The 14,159-nt window shown below is 65.4% G+C and carries 14 protein-coding genes; 7 read left to right on the top strand and 7 right to left on the bottom strand.

The window, feature by feature from the left end; translation table 11 throughout:
• Positions 1–131: 131 nt before the first annotated feature.
• From thrC to NOF55_RS04670, 4 genes are all read left to right on the top strand, one after another.
• Entirely contained in the window at positions 132–1,532 is a 1,401-nt protein-coding gene (gene thrC / locus NOF55_RS04685; RefSeq protein ID WP_306410141.1) for a threonine synthase, read from the top strand.
• Complete coding sequence (locus NOF55_RS04680; RefSeq protein WP_306410140.1) at positions 1,532–2,833, top strand: M16 family metallopeptidase; 1,302 nt, start codon at positions 1,532–1,534, stop codon at positions 2,831–2,833. Before thrC ends, NOF55_RS04680 begins: the two co-directional genes overlap by 1 nt.
• A gap of 101 nt (positions 2,834–2,934) precedes the next feature.
• A complete protein-coding gene (locus NOF55_RS04675; protein WP_306410139.1) occupies positions 2,935–3,549 on the top strand; it encodes a GNAT family N-acetyltransferase in 615 nt (204 codons plus the stop codon).
• Complete coding sequence (locus NOF55_RS04670) at positions 3,549–6,461, top strand: EAL domain-containing protein (protein ID WP_370868926.1); 2,913 nt, start codon at positions 3,549–3,551, stop codon at positions 6,459–6,461. The genes NOF55_RS04675 and NOF55_RS04670 overlap by 1 nt, the downstream gene beginning before the upstream one ends.
• A gap of 111 nt (positions 6,462–6,572) precedes the next feature.
• On the opposite strand, the gene NOF55_RS04665 is transcribed toward NOF55_RS04670, so the two are convergent.
• The 3 genes from NOF55_RS04665 to NOF55_RS04655 all read right to left on the bottom strand — a co-directional run bounded on the left by NOF55_RS04665 (position 6,573) and on the right by NOF55_RS04655 (position 8,697).
• Positions 6,573–7,667 carry a zinc-binding metallopeptidase family protein gene (locus NOF55_RS04665; protein ID WP_306410137.1) on the bottom strand — a complete coding sequence of 365 codons (1,095 nt, stop codon included), beginning with the start codon at positions 7,665–7,667 and terminating at the stop codon, positions 6,573–6,575.
• 140 nt (positions 7,668–7,807) lie between these two features.
• Positions 7,808–7,999, bottom strand: a complete 192-nt coding sequence (locus tag NOF55_RS04660) for a CsbD family protein (RefSeq protein ID WP_306410136.1) — start codon at positions 7,997–7,999, stop codon at positions 7,808–7,810.
• Between the two features lie 92 nt (positions 8,000–8,091).
• Positions 8,092–8,697 (bottom strand): YqgE/AlgH family protein, encoded by a 606-nt coding sequence (locus tag NOF55_RS04655; RefSeq protein ID WP_306410135.1) that lies wholly within the window; start codon positions 8,695–8,697, stop codon positions 8,092–8,094.
• A gap of 175 nt (positions 8,698–8,872) precedes the next feature.
• Between NOF55_RS04655 and NOF55_RS04650 the strand changes: the two genes are divergently transcribed.
• Together NOF55_RS04650 and NOF55_RS04645 are read left to right on the top strand one after the other, a co-directional pair.
• Positions 8,873–9,664, top strand: a complete 792-nt coding sequence (locus NOF55_RS04650) for a protein-disulfide reductase DsbD domain-containing protein (protein WP_306410134.1) — start codon at positions 8,873–8,875, stop codon at positions 9,662–9,664.
• A gap of 70 nt (positions 9,665–9,734) precedes the next feature.
• On the top strand, positions 9,735–10,220 hold the full coding sequence (locus NOF55_RS04645; protein ID WP_306410133.1) for a peroxiredoxin: 486 nt from the start codon (positions 9,735–9,737) through the stop codon (positions 10,218–10,220).
• A gap of 199 nt (positions 10,221–10,419) precedes the next feature.
• Here NOF55_RS04645 and NOF55_RS04640 read toward each other — a convergent pair whose 3' ends face one another.
• The 4 genes from NOF55_RS04640 to ispH all read right to left on the bottom strand — a co-directional run bounded on the left by NOF55_RS04640 (position 10,420) and on the right by ispH (position 13,329).
• Positions 10,420–10,728, bottom strand: a complete 309-nt coding sequence (locus tag NOF55_RS04640; protein WP_306410132.1) for a Dabb family protein — start codon at positions 10,726–10,728, stop codon at positions 10,420–10,422.
• A gap of 49 nt (positions 10,729–10,777) precedes the next feature.
• Positions 10,778–11,218 carry a ribonuclease HI gene (gene rnhA / locus NOF55_RS04635; protein WP_306410131.1) on the bottom strand — a complete coding sequence of 147 codons (441 nt, stop codon included), beginning with the start codon at positions 11,216–11,218 and terminating at the stop codon, positions 10,778–10,780.
• Entirely contained in the window at positions 11,218–12,183 is a 966-nt protein-coding gene (locus tag NOF55_RS04630) for a homoserine kinase (protein ID WP_306410130.1), read from the bottom strand. The genes rnhA and NOF55_RS04630 overlap by 1 nt, the downstream gene beginning before the upstream one ends.
• Before the next feature lie 114 nt (positions 12,184–12,297).
• On the bottom strand, positions 12,298–13,329 hold the full coding sequence (ispH, locus tag NOF55_RS04625) for a 4-hydroxy-3-methylbut-2-enyl diphosphate reductase (RefSeq protein ID WP_306410198.1): 1,032 nt from the start codon (positions 13,327–13,329) through the stop codon (positions 12,298–12,300).
• A 214-nt stretch (positions 13,330–13,543) separates the two neighbouring features.
• On the opposite strand from ispH, the gene NOF55_RS04620 reads away from it, so the two are divergent.
• Positions 13,544–14,116, top strand: a complete 573-nt coding sequence (locus tag NOF55_RS04620; protein ID WP_306410129.1) for an invasion associated locus B family protein — start codon at positions 13,544–13,546, stop codon at positions 14,114–14,116.
• Positions 14,117–14,159 lie beyond the last annotated feature (43 nt).

Here is a 14,159-nt window from a genome sequence, read left to right as displayed (position 1 = left end):
CCATGCCGATGGTCTATATCAGCGGCGCACTGAAAAATCGAGGGTAAGCCGCACGAAGGTTCCATTTTCGCCGGGGAGTGTGAAAATCGAGGCCGGGCCGGTTTCCTCCGCCAAAAATTCGGGAAGACGCCGTGGATTATATTTCGACCAGGGGCGAGGCACCTGTCCTCTCATTTTCGGACGCATTGCTGGCGGGGCTGGCCCGCGACGGGGGCCTCTACGTTCCCCGCGAATGGCCGCAGTTCACGAAACGCGAGATCCGCGCGCTGCGCGGCAAGTCCTATCAGGACATCGCCTTCACCGTGCTGTCACCCTTCGTCGGCGACGAGATCGCGCCGGAAAAATTCCGCGCGATGATCGACGAGGCCTATGCCACCTTCCGCCATCCGGCGGTGGTGCCGCTCGTCCAGACCGGGCCGAATTCCTTCATTCTCGAGCTGTTCCACGGCACGACGCTCGCCTTCAAGGACGTGGCGATGCAGCTTCTCGCCCGGCTCATGGACCATGCGCTGGAAAAGAACGGCGCGCGCGCGACCATCGTCGGCGCGACCTCCGGCGACACCGGCGGCGCGGCTATCGACGCCTTTGCCGGCCGTTCACGCACCGATGTCTTCATCCTCTTCCCGGAGGGCAAGGTCTCGCCGGTGCAGCAGCGCCAGATGACCACGACCGCCGCCGAAAACGTCCATGCGCTGGCCGTAAAGGGCAATTTCGACGATTGCCAGAACCTGGTGAAAGCCATGTTCAACGACGGGGCCTTCCGCGACCGCGTCCGCCTGTCCGGCGTCAACTCGATCAACTGGGCGCGGATCATGGCCCAGATCGTCTATTACTTCACCTCGGCCCTCGCGCTCGGCGCGCCGGACCGCAAGGTCTCCTACACCGTGCCGACCGGCAATTTCGGCGACATCTTCGCCGGCTATGCGGCAAAGCGCATGGGCCTTCCCATCGGCAGGCTGGTGATCGCCACCAACGAGAACGACATTCTCGCCCGCACGCTGAGAACCGGGCGCTACGAAATGAAATCGGTGAAGGCCACCACCTCGCCCTCGATGGACATCCAGATCTCGTCCAACTTCGAGCGCCTGCTGTTCGAAACGTCGGGGCGCGACGCCGCCGGCGTCCGCGCCGCGATGGCCGGCCTCAAGCAATCCGGCAGCTTCGAGATCGAGCCCGGCACGCTGAAGGCCATCCGCCGCGACTTCCGCGCCGCCCGGGCCAGCGAGAAGCAGGTGGCGGAGACGATCCGCACCACGCTTGCCGACGCCGGCTATCTTGCCGATCCACATACGGCCATCGGCCTGTTCGTGGCGAAGAAGTTCGAAAAGCCGGACAGCCCGATGGTGACGCTTTCGACCGCCCATCCCGCCAAGTTCCCGGCCGCCGTCAGGAAGGCGAGCGGCGTCGATCCGGGCCTGCCCGTCTGGCTCGGCGACCTCATGGAACGGCCGGAACGGTTCGACATTCTCGACAACGACATCCGCAGCGTCGAAACCCATATCGGCGGTCTGACACGAGCAGGACGAAACTGATGGACCAGGCAACCGCTGCGAACCCGAACATCAACTGTACGCGCCTTCCCTCCGGCCTGACGGTCGTGACCGAGCGGATGCCGCATCTGGAAAGCGCGGCGCTCGGTGTGTGGGTGCGATCCGGCTCGCGCGACGAGACGGCGAACGAGCACGGGCTCGCCCATCTTCTCGAACACATGGCCTTCAAGGGAACGAAGCGGCGCAACGCCCGGCAGATCGCCGAGGAGATCGAGAACGCCGGCGGCGAACTCAATGCCGCCACCTCGACGGAAACCACCTCCTATTATGCCCGCGTGCTGAAGGAGGACGTGCCGCTCGCCGTCGACATCCTCGCCGACATCCTGACCGAATCGACCTTCGACGAGGACGAACTCGTCCGCGAGAAGAACGTCATCCTCCAGGAAATCGGCGCCGCCGACGACATGCCCGACGACGTGGTGTTCGACCATTTCTCGGCGACGGCCTTCAAGGACCAGACGCTTGGCCGCTCCATCCTCGGAACGCCGGAGACGGTCAACGGCTTCACGACCGGCGACCTGCGCGCCTATCTTTCCCGCAACTACACGACCGACCGGATGTATGTCGTCGGCGCCGGCGCCATCGATCACGACGCCTTCGTCCGGCAGGTCGAGGAGCGGTTCGCCGCCCTGCCGACCGGGACGGACGCCACGGCCGAGATCGAGAAGGCGCGCTACACCGGCGGCGACAGCCGCGAGGAGCGCGACCTGATGGACGCGCAGGTGCTGATCGGCTTCGAGGGCATCGCCTACCACGCGCGCGACTTCTACGCCTCGCAGATCCTCGCCAACATCCTTGGCGGCGGCATGTCCTCCCGGCTCTTCCAGGAAGTGCGGGAAAAACGCGGCCTGTGCTATTCGGTCTACGCCTTCCACTGGTCCTTCTCGGACAGCGGCATCTTCGGCGTCCATGCCGCCACGGGCGAGGACGACCTGGCCGAGCTGGTCGAGGTGATCGCCGTCGAACTGGCGCGCGCCGCCGACAGCATCGGCCAGGAAGAGATCGACCGCGCCCGCGCTCAGACCCGCGCCCAACTTCTGATGGCGCAGGAAAGCCCCGTTGCCCGGGCCGGGCAGATCGCCCGGCAGGCGATCCTCTACGGCCGCACCATCCCCAACCAGGAAATCCTCGACCGGCTGGCCGCGATCACGCCCGACCGGCTGACGGATCTGGCCGGACGGCTGTTCTTCTCGGGCAACCCGACGGTCTCCGCCATCGGGCCGCTCGGCAAACTGGCGGGACCGTCCGATATACTCTCTTCACTTTCGCGCGCGAAAGCGTAATTTCAGGCCAAGGCGCGCTCGAAGAAGCCGCGAGTCAAATCTATGCAGTGCCTGCCGCGCATCCAGAACCGCGAGCGGTGCGGCAGCGGGAGGTTGGATGAATGGCGAGATCGGTCTTCCGCTTTCTGTCGCGGCAGCCGGACTATCCTGAACTCGCAGACGGCACCCTTGTCCTGCGGTTGCCCGATTACGGCGACTTCAGGCAATGGCACCGTCTACGCCACGCCAGCCGTGCCTTCCTCCAGCCCTGGGAGCCGACATGGCGCAGCGACGAACTGACCGAGGCCAGTTTCCGCGTGCGCGTCAGCCGCAACCGGCAGGAATACGCCTCCGGGCTTTCCGTACCGCTCTTCATCTTCGACAGCCGCGACATGACGCTGCTCGGCGGCATCACCATCGGCCATATCCGCAAGGGCGCGGCGCAGAATTGCATGATCGGATACTGGATGGGTGCGGTTCATGCGGGCAAAGGTCATATGTTCGCCGCAGTTCGGCTCGTAATACCTTACATCTTCGAGGGTCTCCGGTTGCACAGGATCGAAGCAGCCTGTATTCCGGATAACGAAAGAAGCATAAGACTTTTGGAGAAGTCTGGTTTCGAACGGGAAGGTCTTTTGCGCAAATATCTGAAAATAAACGGCGAGTGGCGCGACCACCTGATGTTTTCCCTGATTGCGGAAAACGACCGCCAAGACGGGCGAAGCGCCTCCTCATGATGGCGCGTCGGTTTCAGGCCGCCCTGAACGGCAGGGGCCTTGCGGCCCTCTTCCTGCTGGCCGCAGCCCTCGTCATGGCGCTTGCCGCCGCGCGCCCGGCATTCGCCGTGGAGCCGGTGAAGATTTCGCGCGAGGACACCGCGCTGAACCTGACGGCGACCACCGAGGTCTATGCCAACCAGGGCGAGGCGTTCCAGGTCTCCACCGCCGCCGGCGCCGACGGCATCCGTCGCCGCATCGAGGTGCGCTCGGCGACAGAGGACCATCACGGCGACTGGGCCGTCTTCGCGCTCGCCAACGTTTCCGACGAGCAGCTCGAACGGGTGATCGTCGCGCCGCATTTCCGTCTCGTCGGCTCGAAACTGTTCTGGCCGGACCTCGGCTCGCAGCGCGTCAGCGCCATCACCCCGTCCGAGGGCTTCGCGCTCGACCGGCTGCCCAGCCCCGATTCCGATGTGTTCCGCATCACGCTGAACCCCGGCTCCGTCATCACCTTCGTCGCCGAACTGTCCTCGCCCGACCTGCCGCAGCTCTACCTGTGGGAGCCTGACGCCTACAAGGACACGGTTAACTCGCTCACGCTCTATCGCGGCATCGTGCTGGGCATTTCCGGCCTTCTGGCCATGTTCCTGACGATCCTCTTCGTCGTGAAGGGCACCTCCATGCTGCCGGCCGCCGCGGCGCTGGCATGGGCAGTGCTGGCCTATGTCTGCATCGACTTCGGCTTTCTCGAAAAGCTCATCAGCATCACCTCCGGCGACCAGAAGATATGGCGGGCCTCGGCCGAGGTGGCGCTGGCCTCCAGCCTGGTGATCCTGCTCTTCACCTATCTGAACCTGAACCGCTGGCACACGCATCTTTCCTACGTCACCTTCGCGTGGATCATCGGGCTGGCGCTGCTGTTCGGCGTGGCAATCTACGACCCGTCCATCGCCGCCGGCATCGCGCGCCTGTCCTTCGCGCTGACGGCCACCGCCGGCATCGTGCTGATCGTCTATCTCGGTTTCAACCGCTACGACCGCGCCATCCTGCTGGTGCCGGCCTGGGCGCTCATCCTCGTGTGGCTGTTCGGCGCCTGGCTGACGGTGACGGGCCGGCTCGACAACGACATCATCCAGCCGGCGCTCGGCGGCGGCCTCGTGCTGATCGTGCTGCTCATCGGCTTCACCGTGATGCAGCACGCGTTTGCCGGCGGCGCCTATTCGCAGGGGCTGTTCTCCGATCTCGAGCGGCAGGCGCTGGCGCTGACCGGCTCCGGCGACACCGTGTTCGACTGGGACGTGGCGCGTGACCGGGTGGTGACGACGCCGGACATTTCCGGCCGCCTCGGCCTGGAGCCCGGCACCATGCACGGCCCCGTGCGCAACTGGGTGCCGCGCCTTCACCCCGACGACCGCGACCGCTTCCGCGCCACGCTGGACGTGCTGCTGGAACACCGCAAGGGCCGGCTCAACCACGAATTCCGCATCCGCGCCGAGGACGGCCATTTCCACTGGCTGAAGATCCGCGCCCGGCCGGTGGTCGGCGCAACCGGCGAGGTCATCCGCTGCGTCGGCACCATCATCGACGTGACCGAGCAGAAGAACTCCATCGACCGGCTGCTGGCCGATGCGCTGCACGACAACCTGACCGGCCTGCCGAACCGCCAGCTCTTCCTCGACCGCCTGCAATCGGTCATCGCCATCGCTCCGTCGAGCGGCGTCAAGCCGACCGTCATGTCCATCGACATCGACCGCTACAAGCACGTCAACGACGCGCTCGGCATCGCGGCGGGCGACAATATCCTGATCGCGCTGACGCGCCGCCTGCGCCGCCTGCTGCGCCCGCAGGACACGCTGGCCCGGCTTTCCGGCGACCAGTTCGGCCTGATCCTCGTATCGGAAAACGACCCCGTGAAGGTCGCGGATTTCGCCGACGCGATCTCCAAGGCGATCATGGTGCCGATCAACTTCGCCGGCCGCGAGATCATCCTGACGGCCTCCATCGGGCTAGCCTCCTTCGTCGACCAGCAGGCGCATGCCAGCGACCTTCTGGCCGATGCGGAACTGGCCATGTACCGTGCCAAGCGGGCCGGCGGAAACCGGGTGGAGCCGTTCCGCCCGGCCTTCCGCAACACCGGCGCCGACCGTCTCCAGCTCGAGACCGACCTGCGGCGCGCGCTCGACCGGCGCGAACTGTCGATGGTCTACCAGCCGATCATCCGCCTTTCGGACGGCGAGATCGCCGGTTTCGAGGCGCTGATGCGCTGGGAACACCCCAAGCGCGGCCAGATCCCGCCGATCGAATTCGTTCCGATCGCCGAACTGTCCGGCATGATCGGCGCGCTCGGCGCCTTCGCCCTGGAACGGGCCTGCACCGACCTGATGTCGTGGGAGAACCAGACCGGCGAACTGCCGATCTTCCTGTCGGTTAACGTTTCCAGCGCCCAGTTGCTCAACAGCGAACTGTGCACCGACGTGCGCTCGGCGCTGTCGAAGACCCAGTGCAAGCCCGAGCGGCTGAAGCTGGAGCTGACCGAAAGCGTGGTGATGGAAAACCCCGAACAGGCCCGCCTCGTGCTCGACAAGCTCAAGGAAATGGGACTTTCCCTAGCGCTCGACGATTTCGGCACCGGCTATTCGTCGCTCGCCTATCTCACCCGCTTCCCCTTCGACACGATCAAGCTGGACAAGGCGCTGCTCAACGACGACATGGGCGAAAAGCGCGGCATCATGCTGCGTTCGGTGATTTCGATGGCGCGGGAAATGAAGATGCAGGTCGTGGCGGAAGGCATCGAGGCGCCCGAGGACGTGGCCGATCTCGCCCGCATGGGCTGCGACTACGGACAGAGCTTCCTGTTCGGCGCGCCGATGAGCCCGGATTCGATCCTCAGGCTTCTGAAGGAACGCTTCCTGCAACAGAAGCGCGCCTGAGCGCCGGCGCCGGTCGGGCTCTGTTGTCCTAGACGGGGCCGAGCTTCGCCCGGCTTCTTCCGGCTCCCGGCGGGCTGCTGTACGCCGCCCGCCATATTCAAATCCGATGCGTCATGCCGCCTGGACCGGCAGGGTCGCGGCATTCGCCTGCCCCTGCACGAGCTGGTGGATATATTCGAGCTTCGCCGTGACCGCCGGCGTCAGCACGAAGGGGTAGATGTCGCCCTCGCCCAGACTGCGCTGAATCGAATTGATGGCGACGGAGAGCGGCACCCAGGCGGCGACGAGCTGCGCGGCGCTGGTCGCCCGGTAAGGATCGAAGGCGACCTCGACGGCCATTTCCTCATGGCCGCGCGGATCGATGGCGATCCCGAAGGCATGGGCGGTTTCCAGCGTATCGGCGATGTGGAGATAATGCGCGAAGCATTCCGCGAAATCCTCCCAGGGATGGGTCGTCGCGTAGGAGGAGATATAGGTCTGCTGCCAGCCGAGCGGCGGGCCGTTTTCGTAATGATACTGGAGCGCGGCGGCGTAGTCCTGCCGCTCGTCGCCGAAGACGGCTCGGCATTCCTCCAGCCGTCCGACGTCGCGCACCAGTTTGTTCCAGATGAAATGGCCGACCTCGTGGCGGAAATGGCCGAGCATGGTGCGATAGGGCTCGTCCATGTTCTCCTTGGCGGCCACACGCACCGCGTCGTCGGCCTCGGCCGCACGGATGGCGATCCGCCCTTCGTCATGCAGCGTCATCGCCGCGACGGTGTTGCCGTTGTCGTCGATCTGGTCCTCCAGCAGGTCGAAGACCAGCCCGCCCTGCGGGTCCTCCATGCGCGTCGGATGCGGCAGGTTCAGCTTTAGGATCGAATAGAACAGGTGCCGCTGCGCCTGGCCGATGCGCCGCCAGCGGTCCAGCCCCTGCGGCGTATCCGTGTTGGGAACGAGACGGTTATGCCGGCAGGCGAGGCAGAAGCCGTCCGTTCCACCGACAGGCACCGTCCAGTTGCAGATATCGGCGGCGGCGTTGGCGCACATCAGAAGCGGCGCGGCCTGCGGCTCGTTCACCGGTCGCAAGGCCCCGTCATCGCCCTGTTCGAGCGCGTGCATTGCCAGACGCTCGGGAACAAAGCCGAGATTGTGGCCGCAATTGACGCAGGACCGATTGTCGAAATGAATTGTATGACCGCAGGCATCGCAGGCGAACAATCTCATGGCGATCTCCAGTATCGAAGAAGACGGAAATGAAACCGGAATACGGTAACGCCGCCGGCTTTCGCACACCCGCAAGGCCGTAGGGGAGCGGCCTTGGGGTGCGAGAGCCGGCGGCGGAACCCGCCGAAGCGGGGGAACTGTTACAGACGGTCGACCGCGTTCTTCAACGTGTCCTTCGCCTTGCCGGTGGCGACCTGGGCCTTGCCCTTGCCTTCCTGCACAGCGCCCTTGGCCTGGAGCTTGGGATTGTCGGTCGCCTTGCCGACGGCCTTCTTGGTCTTGCCCGCCACTTCGTTGGCGGTACCCTTGATCTTGTCGGAGGTGCTACCCATCGCTGTGTTTCTCCTCTGTTCGTTCCATCGCGTTATGCGATGGTCGAAAGGAGAACGCGGCAGATTCGATTTGGTTCCGGGCCCTCGCGGGATCAGGCGTGGCCGGCCTCGCGCGACAGCATCGCGGGGTTGATACCCAGAAGCGCCAGCGCCTGATCGTACTTCGCCTCCAGCGGCGTGTCGAAGATCAACCGCTCATCGGCCGGGCAGGTCAGCCAGCCGTTGGACGAGATCTCGCGTTCCAGCTGCCCCGGACCCCAGCCGGAATAGCCGAGCAGCATGGCGGCCTTGCGCGGCCCCCTGCCGCCCGAAATGGCGCGGACGATGTCGAGCGTGGCGGTCAGCGAAATCTCGTCGCTGACGGGAATGGACGACTCGCTGGAATAGTCGTCGCTGTGCAGGACGAAACCGCGCCCGGTCTCCACCGGACCGCCGCTCTGGATCGGGAACCGCCGGGCGCTTTCCGGCAGGCGGATCGCCTCGTCGTCCCCCACCATGTCGAGATGCAGCAGGACATCCGTAAAGCTCAATGCCTGGGAGCGGTTGATGATGAAGCCCATAGCGCCTTCCTGCGTATGGGCGCAGATATAGACGACGGCACGCGAGAAATTGTGATCCTCCATGCTGGGCATGGCGATCAGGAAATGGCCGTCGAGAAAACCGCGCTCTCTCTTGTCCACAAGCGTCGACAGGGTCATCCATGCCTCCGTTCGGGCCGCGGCCTGGCCTCAGGCGGCTTCGTGACCCGTTCATGCAGGATGCGGCATCCGGCAGCGTCAATCAACCCGAATCAACGGAAAATGATCGGCCGGCATGCCGCGGAGACTGGAGAGCGGCGCGGCGATGCGCTAAAGCCGCGGCATGAAAACAACGATGCGCGCGCTCACTCTCCTCGTTTCCTTCCTCCTGTTTCCCGCCCTTGCGGATGCGGGCATCTCCGGCTGGGCGGAAAATCCCGGTGCGCGCATGCGCATCGTCGTCCTGCCGCCGGACGCCGACGGCCACATCCGCGGCGCGCTCGAAATCGAGCCGACGGCGGGCTGGATCACCTACTGGCGCGAGCCGGGCGATGCGGGGACGCCGCCGCAGATCACGATCGCGCCGGAAAGCGGGCTCTCGCTCGACGCCCTGCGCTTTCCGCCGCCCAAGACCTTCCGGCAGAACGGCGTGCGCGACATCGGTTACGACGGGCCCGTCGCCCTGCCCTTCACCCTCAAGGGAAACGCGAAGACCGGAACGCTCAAGGCCAGCGCCTTCATCGGCATCTGCAAGGAAATCTGCATTCCCTTCCAGGCCGAGTTCGAGGTGCCGCTGCAAGGGGCGGGCAGCGAGGCGGAGGCCGTGGTGCAAAAGGCCGAGGCCCGCCTGCCCGAAGCGCCTTCGGCCGACTTCTTCGCTAGCAAGCCGCGCATCGGCGCGGACGGCCGGACCGTGACCGTTCCCGTCCGCCTGCCCGAGGCCGGGGACTGGCCCGCCTTCTACCTGACCGGCCCGGAAGGCTACGTCTATCTCGACCCCTCGCTCGAACAGGGGGGCAAGTCCGACACCTACGCGATCTTCCGCGTCGAGGAACTTCCGCGCGGCTACACGCTTTCGGGCAAGACGTGGACGCTTCTTGCCGTCTCCGGCCAGCGCGCGATGGAAACGCCGCTTGTTTTTGACTGACGTCAACCTATAGTCCCTTGAGAGCAAAGCGCGGCTTCCCGGCCGCGCTCCAATCGAGGAGACGACTATCATGACCATTGCCATCGGCGACACGATCCCGGCCGCGACCTTCAAGGAAAAGACGGCGGACGGCCCGGCCGAGATCACCACCGAACAGCTCTTCAAGGGCAAGAAGGTGGTGCTGTTCGCGGTGCCGGGCGCCTTCACGCCGACCTGCACCCTGAACCACCTGCCCGGCTATGTCGAAAACTACAACCTGCTCGTCGAGAAGGGCATCGACGACGTCGCCGTAGTCGCCGTCAACGACTGGCACGTCATGAGTGCCTGGGCGCAGGCCTCCGGCGGCTTCGGCAAGATCCGCTTCCTGGCCGACTGGGACGCCTCCTTCACCAAGGCGCTCGGCCTCGATATCGACCTTTCCGGCGGCGGCCTCGGCGTGCGCTCCAAGCGCTACGCGATGATCGTCGACGACGGCGTGGTGAAGCACATCGCCGTCGAGGAAAACCCCGGTCAGGCCACGGTCTCCAGCGCCTCGTCCATCCTCGAGCAGCTCTGAGCCGTTCCGGCGGAAACGCGAAGGCGCGGGATGCAAGGCCCGCGCCTCAAGCAGCCGATAATCGGCTCATCGCTCTCTTTCGTCATGGTCGGGCCTGACCCGACCATCCACCGCGCCGCTTGCGGCGTGGACCCTCGGCTCAAGGCCGAGGGTGACGAAGGAGAGGTGGTGAATACGAAGGCACGGACCCCGCTCCGTCTCACATCTCGATATCGTAGACGATGATGCCGGCCAGCCCGCCATCCAGCGACTGGACGATCCGCTCGCTGACGGCGCGGTGCGCGGGATGGGCGAGATAGCGGTCGCGGGCGTCCGTGGTGTCGAAGGTCACGACGAAACCGTCGAGGAAACCGCCGTCGAGATGCTCCGGCGAGACGTTCGGGCCGGCCTTGATGCTGGCGACACCCGGGATCACGCTCTTGAGGCTCGCGACATCGCGATAGAGCGCCTCTTTCTCCTCCGCCGTCGTCGCAGCCTTGAGACGTAGAAACACGCAGTGCAGGATCATCGTCGGCTTCTCCTGTTTGAACCGGTTCCGGGCAGAGCCCCCGGAACCGCTACTTTCTTCTGTAGGGCTCCATGCCGCGCCGGGCAAGCTCGTCCGCGCGCTCGTTCTCGGGGTGGCCGGCATGTCCCTTGACCCAGTGCAGCGTCACCTTGTGGCGGCCGCGGGCCTCCTCCAGCGCCTGCCAGAGTTCGGCATTCTTGACCGGCTTCCTGTCGGCGGTCTTCCAGCCGTTCTTCTTCCAGCCGAAAATCCACTTGGAAATGCCGTCCTTCACATAGGCGCTGTCGGTATAGAGATCGACCTCGCAAGGCGACTTCAGGGCGTTCAGGGCCGAGATCGCCGCCATCAGCTCCATGCGGTTGTTGGTCGTCTCGGCCTCGCCGCCGCACAATTCCTTCTCGACCTCGCCATAGCGCAGGACCGCGCCCCAGCCGCCGGGGCCGGGATTGCCGGAACAGGCGCCGTCGGTGAAGATATCGACATGCTTCATCACACGTCGATCCCGTATTCGCCGGGCGAGACGACGCCGCGGTGGAAACGCAGCTTGCCCAGATATTCGAGCGGGTCCTTCTTCACCACGAGCGCACCCGCCGGCGTCGTCAGCCAGTCGTAGAGGCGGGTAAGGAAGAAGCGCAGCGCCGATCCCCGCGCCAGCGTCGGCAGGGCGGCGATTTCCGCGTCGCTCAGGGCGCGGACCGAGCGGTAGCCTTCCAGAAGCGCCCTGCCCTTGGTGACGTTATAGTCGCCGTTCTTCTCGAAGCACCAGGCGTTCAGGCATATCGACACGTCATAGGCCAGCATGTCGTTGCAGGCGAAATAGAAGTCGATCAGGCCGGAGAGCCGGTCGCCGAGGAAGAAGACGTTGTCCGGAAAGAGATCGGCGTGGATCACGCCCTGCGGCAGGTCGTTCGGCCAGTTTTGCGAGAAGAAGGCCATTTCCGCGCCGATTTCGTCCTCCAGCCCCTTTTCCACCTCGTCGGCGCGGGCGGCGGATTTCTCCCACAAGCCCTTCCAGCCTTCCAGCGACAGGGCATTCGGCCGCTTCAGCGCGAAATCGGCGCCGGCAAGGTGCATGGCAGCCAGCGCCGCGCCCACTTCCCGGCAATGCCGGGCCTCCGGCTTCCGCAGCCACATGCCCTCGAGAAAGGAGATCAGCGCCGCCGGACGGCCCGAAAGCTCACCGAGAAGCGCGCCGTCCCTGCGCGGCAGCGGCAGGGGGCAGGTCAGCCCGCGGCTTGCCAGATGCTCCATCAGGCCGAGGAAGAACGGCAGGTCGCCCCTGTCCACCCGCTTTTCGTAGAGCGTCAGGATCAGCGGGGCCTTCGTCGTGTGCAGCAGGAAGTTGGAGTTCTCGACCCCTTCCGCGATGCCCTTGTAGGACAGCAGATCCCCCGCATCGTATGCGGTGAGGAAATTCCTGAGATCGACCTCGTTGATATCGGTATAGACTGCCACGCCTGAAGACTCGCCGCTTTGCTTCGTTCGCCGAACGGGATGGCATCGGCGGCGGGCGAGGTCAAGAGCGGGCGGAGCGAATGGCCGTGGCTTCCGGGGCCACGTCCGGCCCGGTCAAACCCGCGGCGGCGGGGCCTGGTCGCCGTTGACGAAGGCCATGTCGGCGACGGTGAGTTCAAGGCTGCGCAATTCGCGGTTGACGAGGAAATGCTCGTTTTCCTCCGTCGTGATCGCCAGGTCGACGGTCGCGTCGAATCGTTCCTTGAAGGCGGCGATGATCTCGTCGACGATGACCTCCGGCGCGGATGCGCCGGCCGACAGGCCGAGCGTTCCGATCGTGCCTATCTCGTCCCAGTCGAGTTCCGAGGCGCGCTGCACGAGAAGCGAGCGCTTTGCGCCGGCCTTCAGCGCCACTTCCACCAGCCGCTTCGAATTCGACGAATTGGGCGCGCCGACGACGATGAAGAGATCGCAGCCGGGCGCGGCCTGCTTCACCGCTTCCTGACGGTTGGTGGTGGCATAGCAGATGGAATCGGCCGCCGGTGCCTGAAGGGCCGGGAACCGCTCCTGAAGCCTTGCGATGACGCCGGCCGTATCGTCGACGGACAGCGTCGTCTGCGTCACGAAGCCGAGATTGTCCGGATCGACCGGCGGCTCCCAGACGCTGGCGTCCTCGACCGTCTCGACCAGCGAGACGGAGCCTTCGGGAAGCTGGCCCATCGTGCCGATCACTTCAGGATGCCCGGCATGGCCGATCAGAATGACATGGCGCCCGAGGCGCTGGTGGCGCATGGCCTGCTTGTGAACCTTCGACACCAGCGGGCAGGTCGCGTCGAGATAGAAGAGATTGCGGGCGGTGGCATCCGCCGGAACGGATTTCGGCACGCCGTGGGCCGAGAAGACCACCGGCTGGGCGCGGTGTTCGGCCGGGATCTCGTCCAGTTCCTCGACGAAGACGGCGCCCTTGGCTTCCAGTCCCTCGACCACATAGCGGTTATGGACGATTTCGTGGCGCACGTAGACGGGCGCGCCATAGGCCTTGAGCGCCAGAACGACGATCTGGATGGCACGGTCCACGCCGGCGCAGAAGCCGCGCGGGCCGCACAGGCGTATCGTCAGGGAGGGCTTGATCACATCAGGGGTCATGCTCGGTCCGCTTTTCATTTTCTTTCCTCTACAGATCGGGCCGAAAAACGGCAATGCCATTTCGTCACCCGCCGCTTTCGCTCACAATGGCTTGAGGAAGGGGCCAAATGGTCCTATTTCCGCCCCGTTCCGTTGGAAATGAAGGGGAAGCCCTTTTCTTATCGGGCGACGGTCGCCAAGAATGTCAGCAATGATTCGCATTCCAGAGGTACTCATGGGCCTTTCTTCCTTCGCGCGCGCCGGCCTTCTGGCTCTCGCCGCGGCCACCGCGCTCGCCGCCGTGCCGGCCGGCGCGCAACAGGCGACGCCGGGCAACGGACAGCCGGTTCCCGGCCAGTCCACCAGCGGCGCGCAGCCGCCCGGCGGCAAGACCTTCGGCGCCTGGTCGCAGGTGTGCGAGACGCCGCCCGGCGCGCAGGCCGAGCAATGCCTGCTCATGCAGAACGTCATCGACCAGGAACGGCCTGAAGTGGGCCTTTCCGTTGCCGTTCTCAAGACCGCCGACCGCAAGGTGCGCCTGATGCGCATTCTCGCCCCGCTCGGCGTCTGGCTGCACGACGGCGTCGATCTCTACATCGACGACAAGAAGGCCGGCCGCGCCTATTTCACGCGCTGCTTCCAGGAAGGCTGCACGCTGGAATTCGAGGTGCCGGACGACCTTCTGAAATCGCTGCGGGCGGGCGACGTCGCCATCTTCGCGCTGAAGGAATCGCCGGACAACGACGAGCGCATCGGCATACCGGTCGATCTCGCCGGCTTTTCCGAAGGTTACGATTCCCTGCCTTGAGGGCCGCCGCACCAGACACCATATAGGCGGCAGACCCCGCCAG

It is taken from the genome of Ectorhizobium quercum, assembly GCF_026552795.1.
Classification (GTDB): Bacteria; Pseudomonadota; Alphaproteobacteria; order Rhizobiales; family Rhizobiaceae; genus Ectorhizobium; species Ectorhizobium quercum.
Note: the sequence above shows the minus strand (reverse complement) of the source record. Positions and strands in the feature narration are given on the sequence as shown.

Bases quoted from the DNA above. Each gene is read 5' to 3' on its own strand.
- NOF55_RS04680 (WP_306410140.1), top strand. From the start codon at position 1,532: ATGGACCAGGCAACCGCTGCGAACCCGAACATCAACTGTACGCGCCTT.
- NOF55_RS04675 (WP_306410139.1), top strand. From the start codon at position 2,935: ATGGCGAGATCGGTCTTCCGCTTTCTGTCGCGGCAGCCGGACTATCCT.
- NOF55_RS04670 (WP_370868926.1), top strand. From the start codon at position 3,549: ATGGCGCGTCGGTTTCAGGCCGCCCTGAACGGCAGGGGCCTTGCGGCC.
- NOF55_RS04665 (WP_306410137.1), bottom strand. From the start codon at position 7,667: ATGAGATTGTTCGCCTGCGATGCCTGCGGTCATACAATTCATTTCGAC.
- NOF55_RS04660 (WP_306410136.1), bottom strand. From the start codon at position 7,999: ATGGGTAGCACCTCCGACAAGATCAAGGGTACCGCCAACGAAGTGGCG.
- NOF55_RS04655 (WP_306410135.1), bottom strand. From the start codon at position 8,697: ATGACCCTGTCGACGCTTGTGGACAAGAGAGAGCGCGGTTTTCTCGAC.
- NOF55_RS04650 (WP_306410134.1), top strand. From the start codon at position 8,873: ATGCGCGCGCTCACTCTCCTCGTTTCCTTCCTCCTGTTTCCCGCCCTT.
- NOF55_RS04645 (WP_306410133.1), top strand. From the start codon at position 9,735: ATGACCATTGCCATCGGCGACACGATCCCGGCCGCGACCTTCAAGGAA.
- NOF55_RS04640 (WP_306410132.1), bottom strand. From the start codon at position 10,728: ATGATCCTGCACTGCGTGTTTCTACGTCTCAAGGCTGCGACGACGGCG.
- rnhA (WP_306410131.1), bottom strand. From the start codon at position 11,218: ATGAAGCATGTCGATATCTTCACCGACGGCGCCTGTTCCGGCAATCCC.
- ispH (WP_306410198.1), bottom strand. From the start codon at position 13,329: ATGACCCCTGATGTGATCAAGCCCTCCCTGACGATACGCCTGTGCGGC.
- NOF55_RS04620 (WP_306410129.1), top strand. From the start codon at position 13,544: ATGGGCCTTTCTTCCTTCGCGCGCGCCGGCCTTCTGGCTCTCGCCGCG.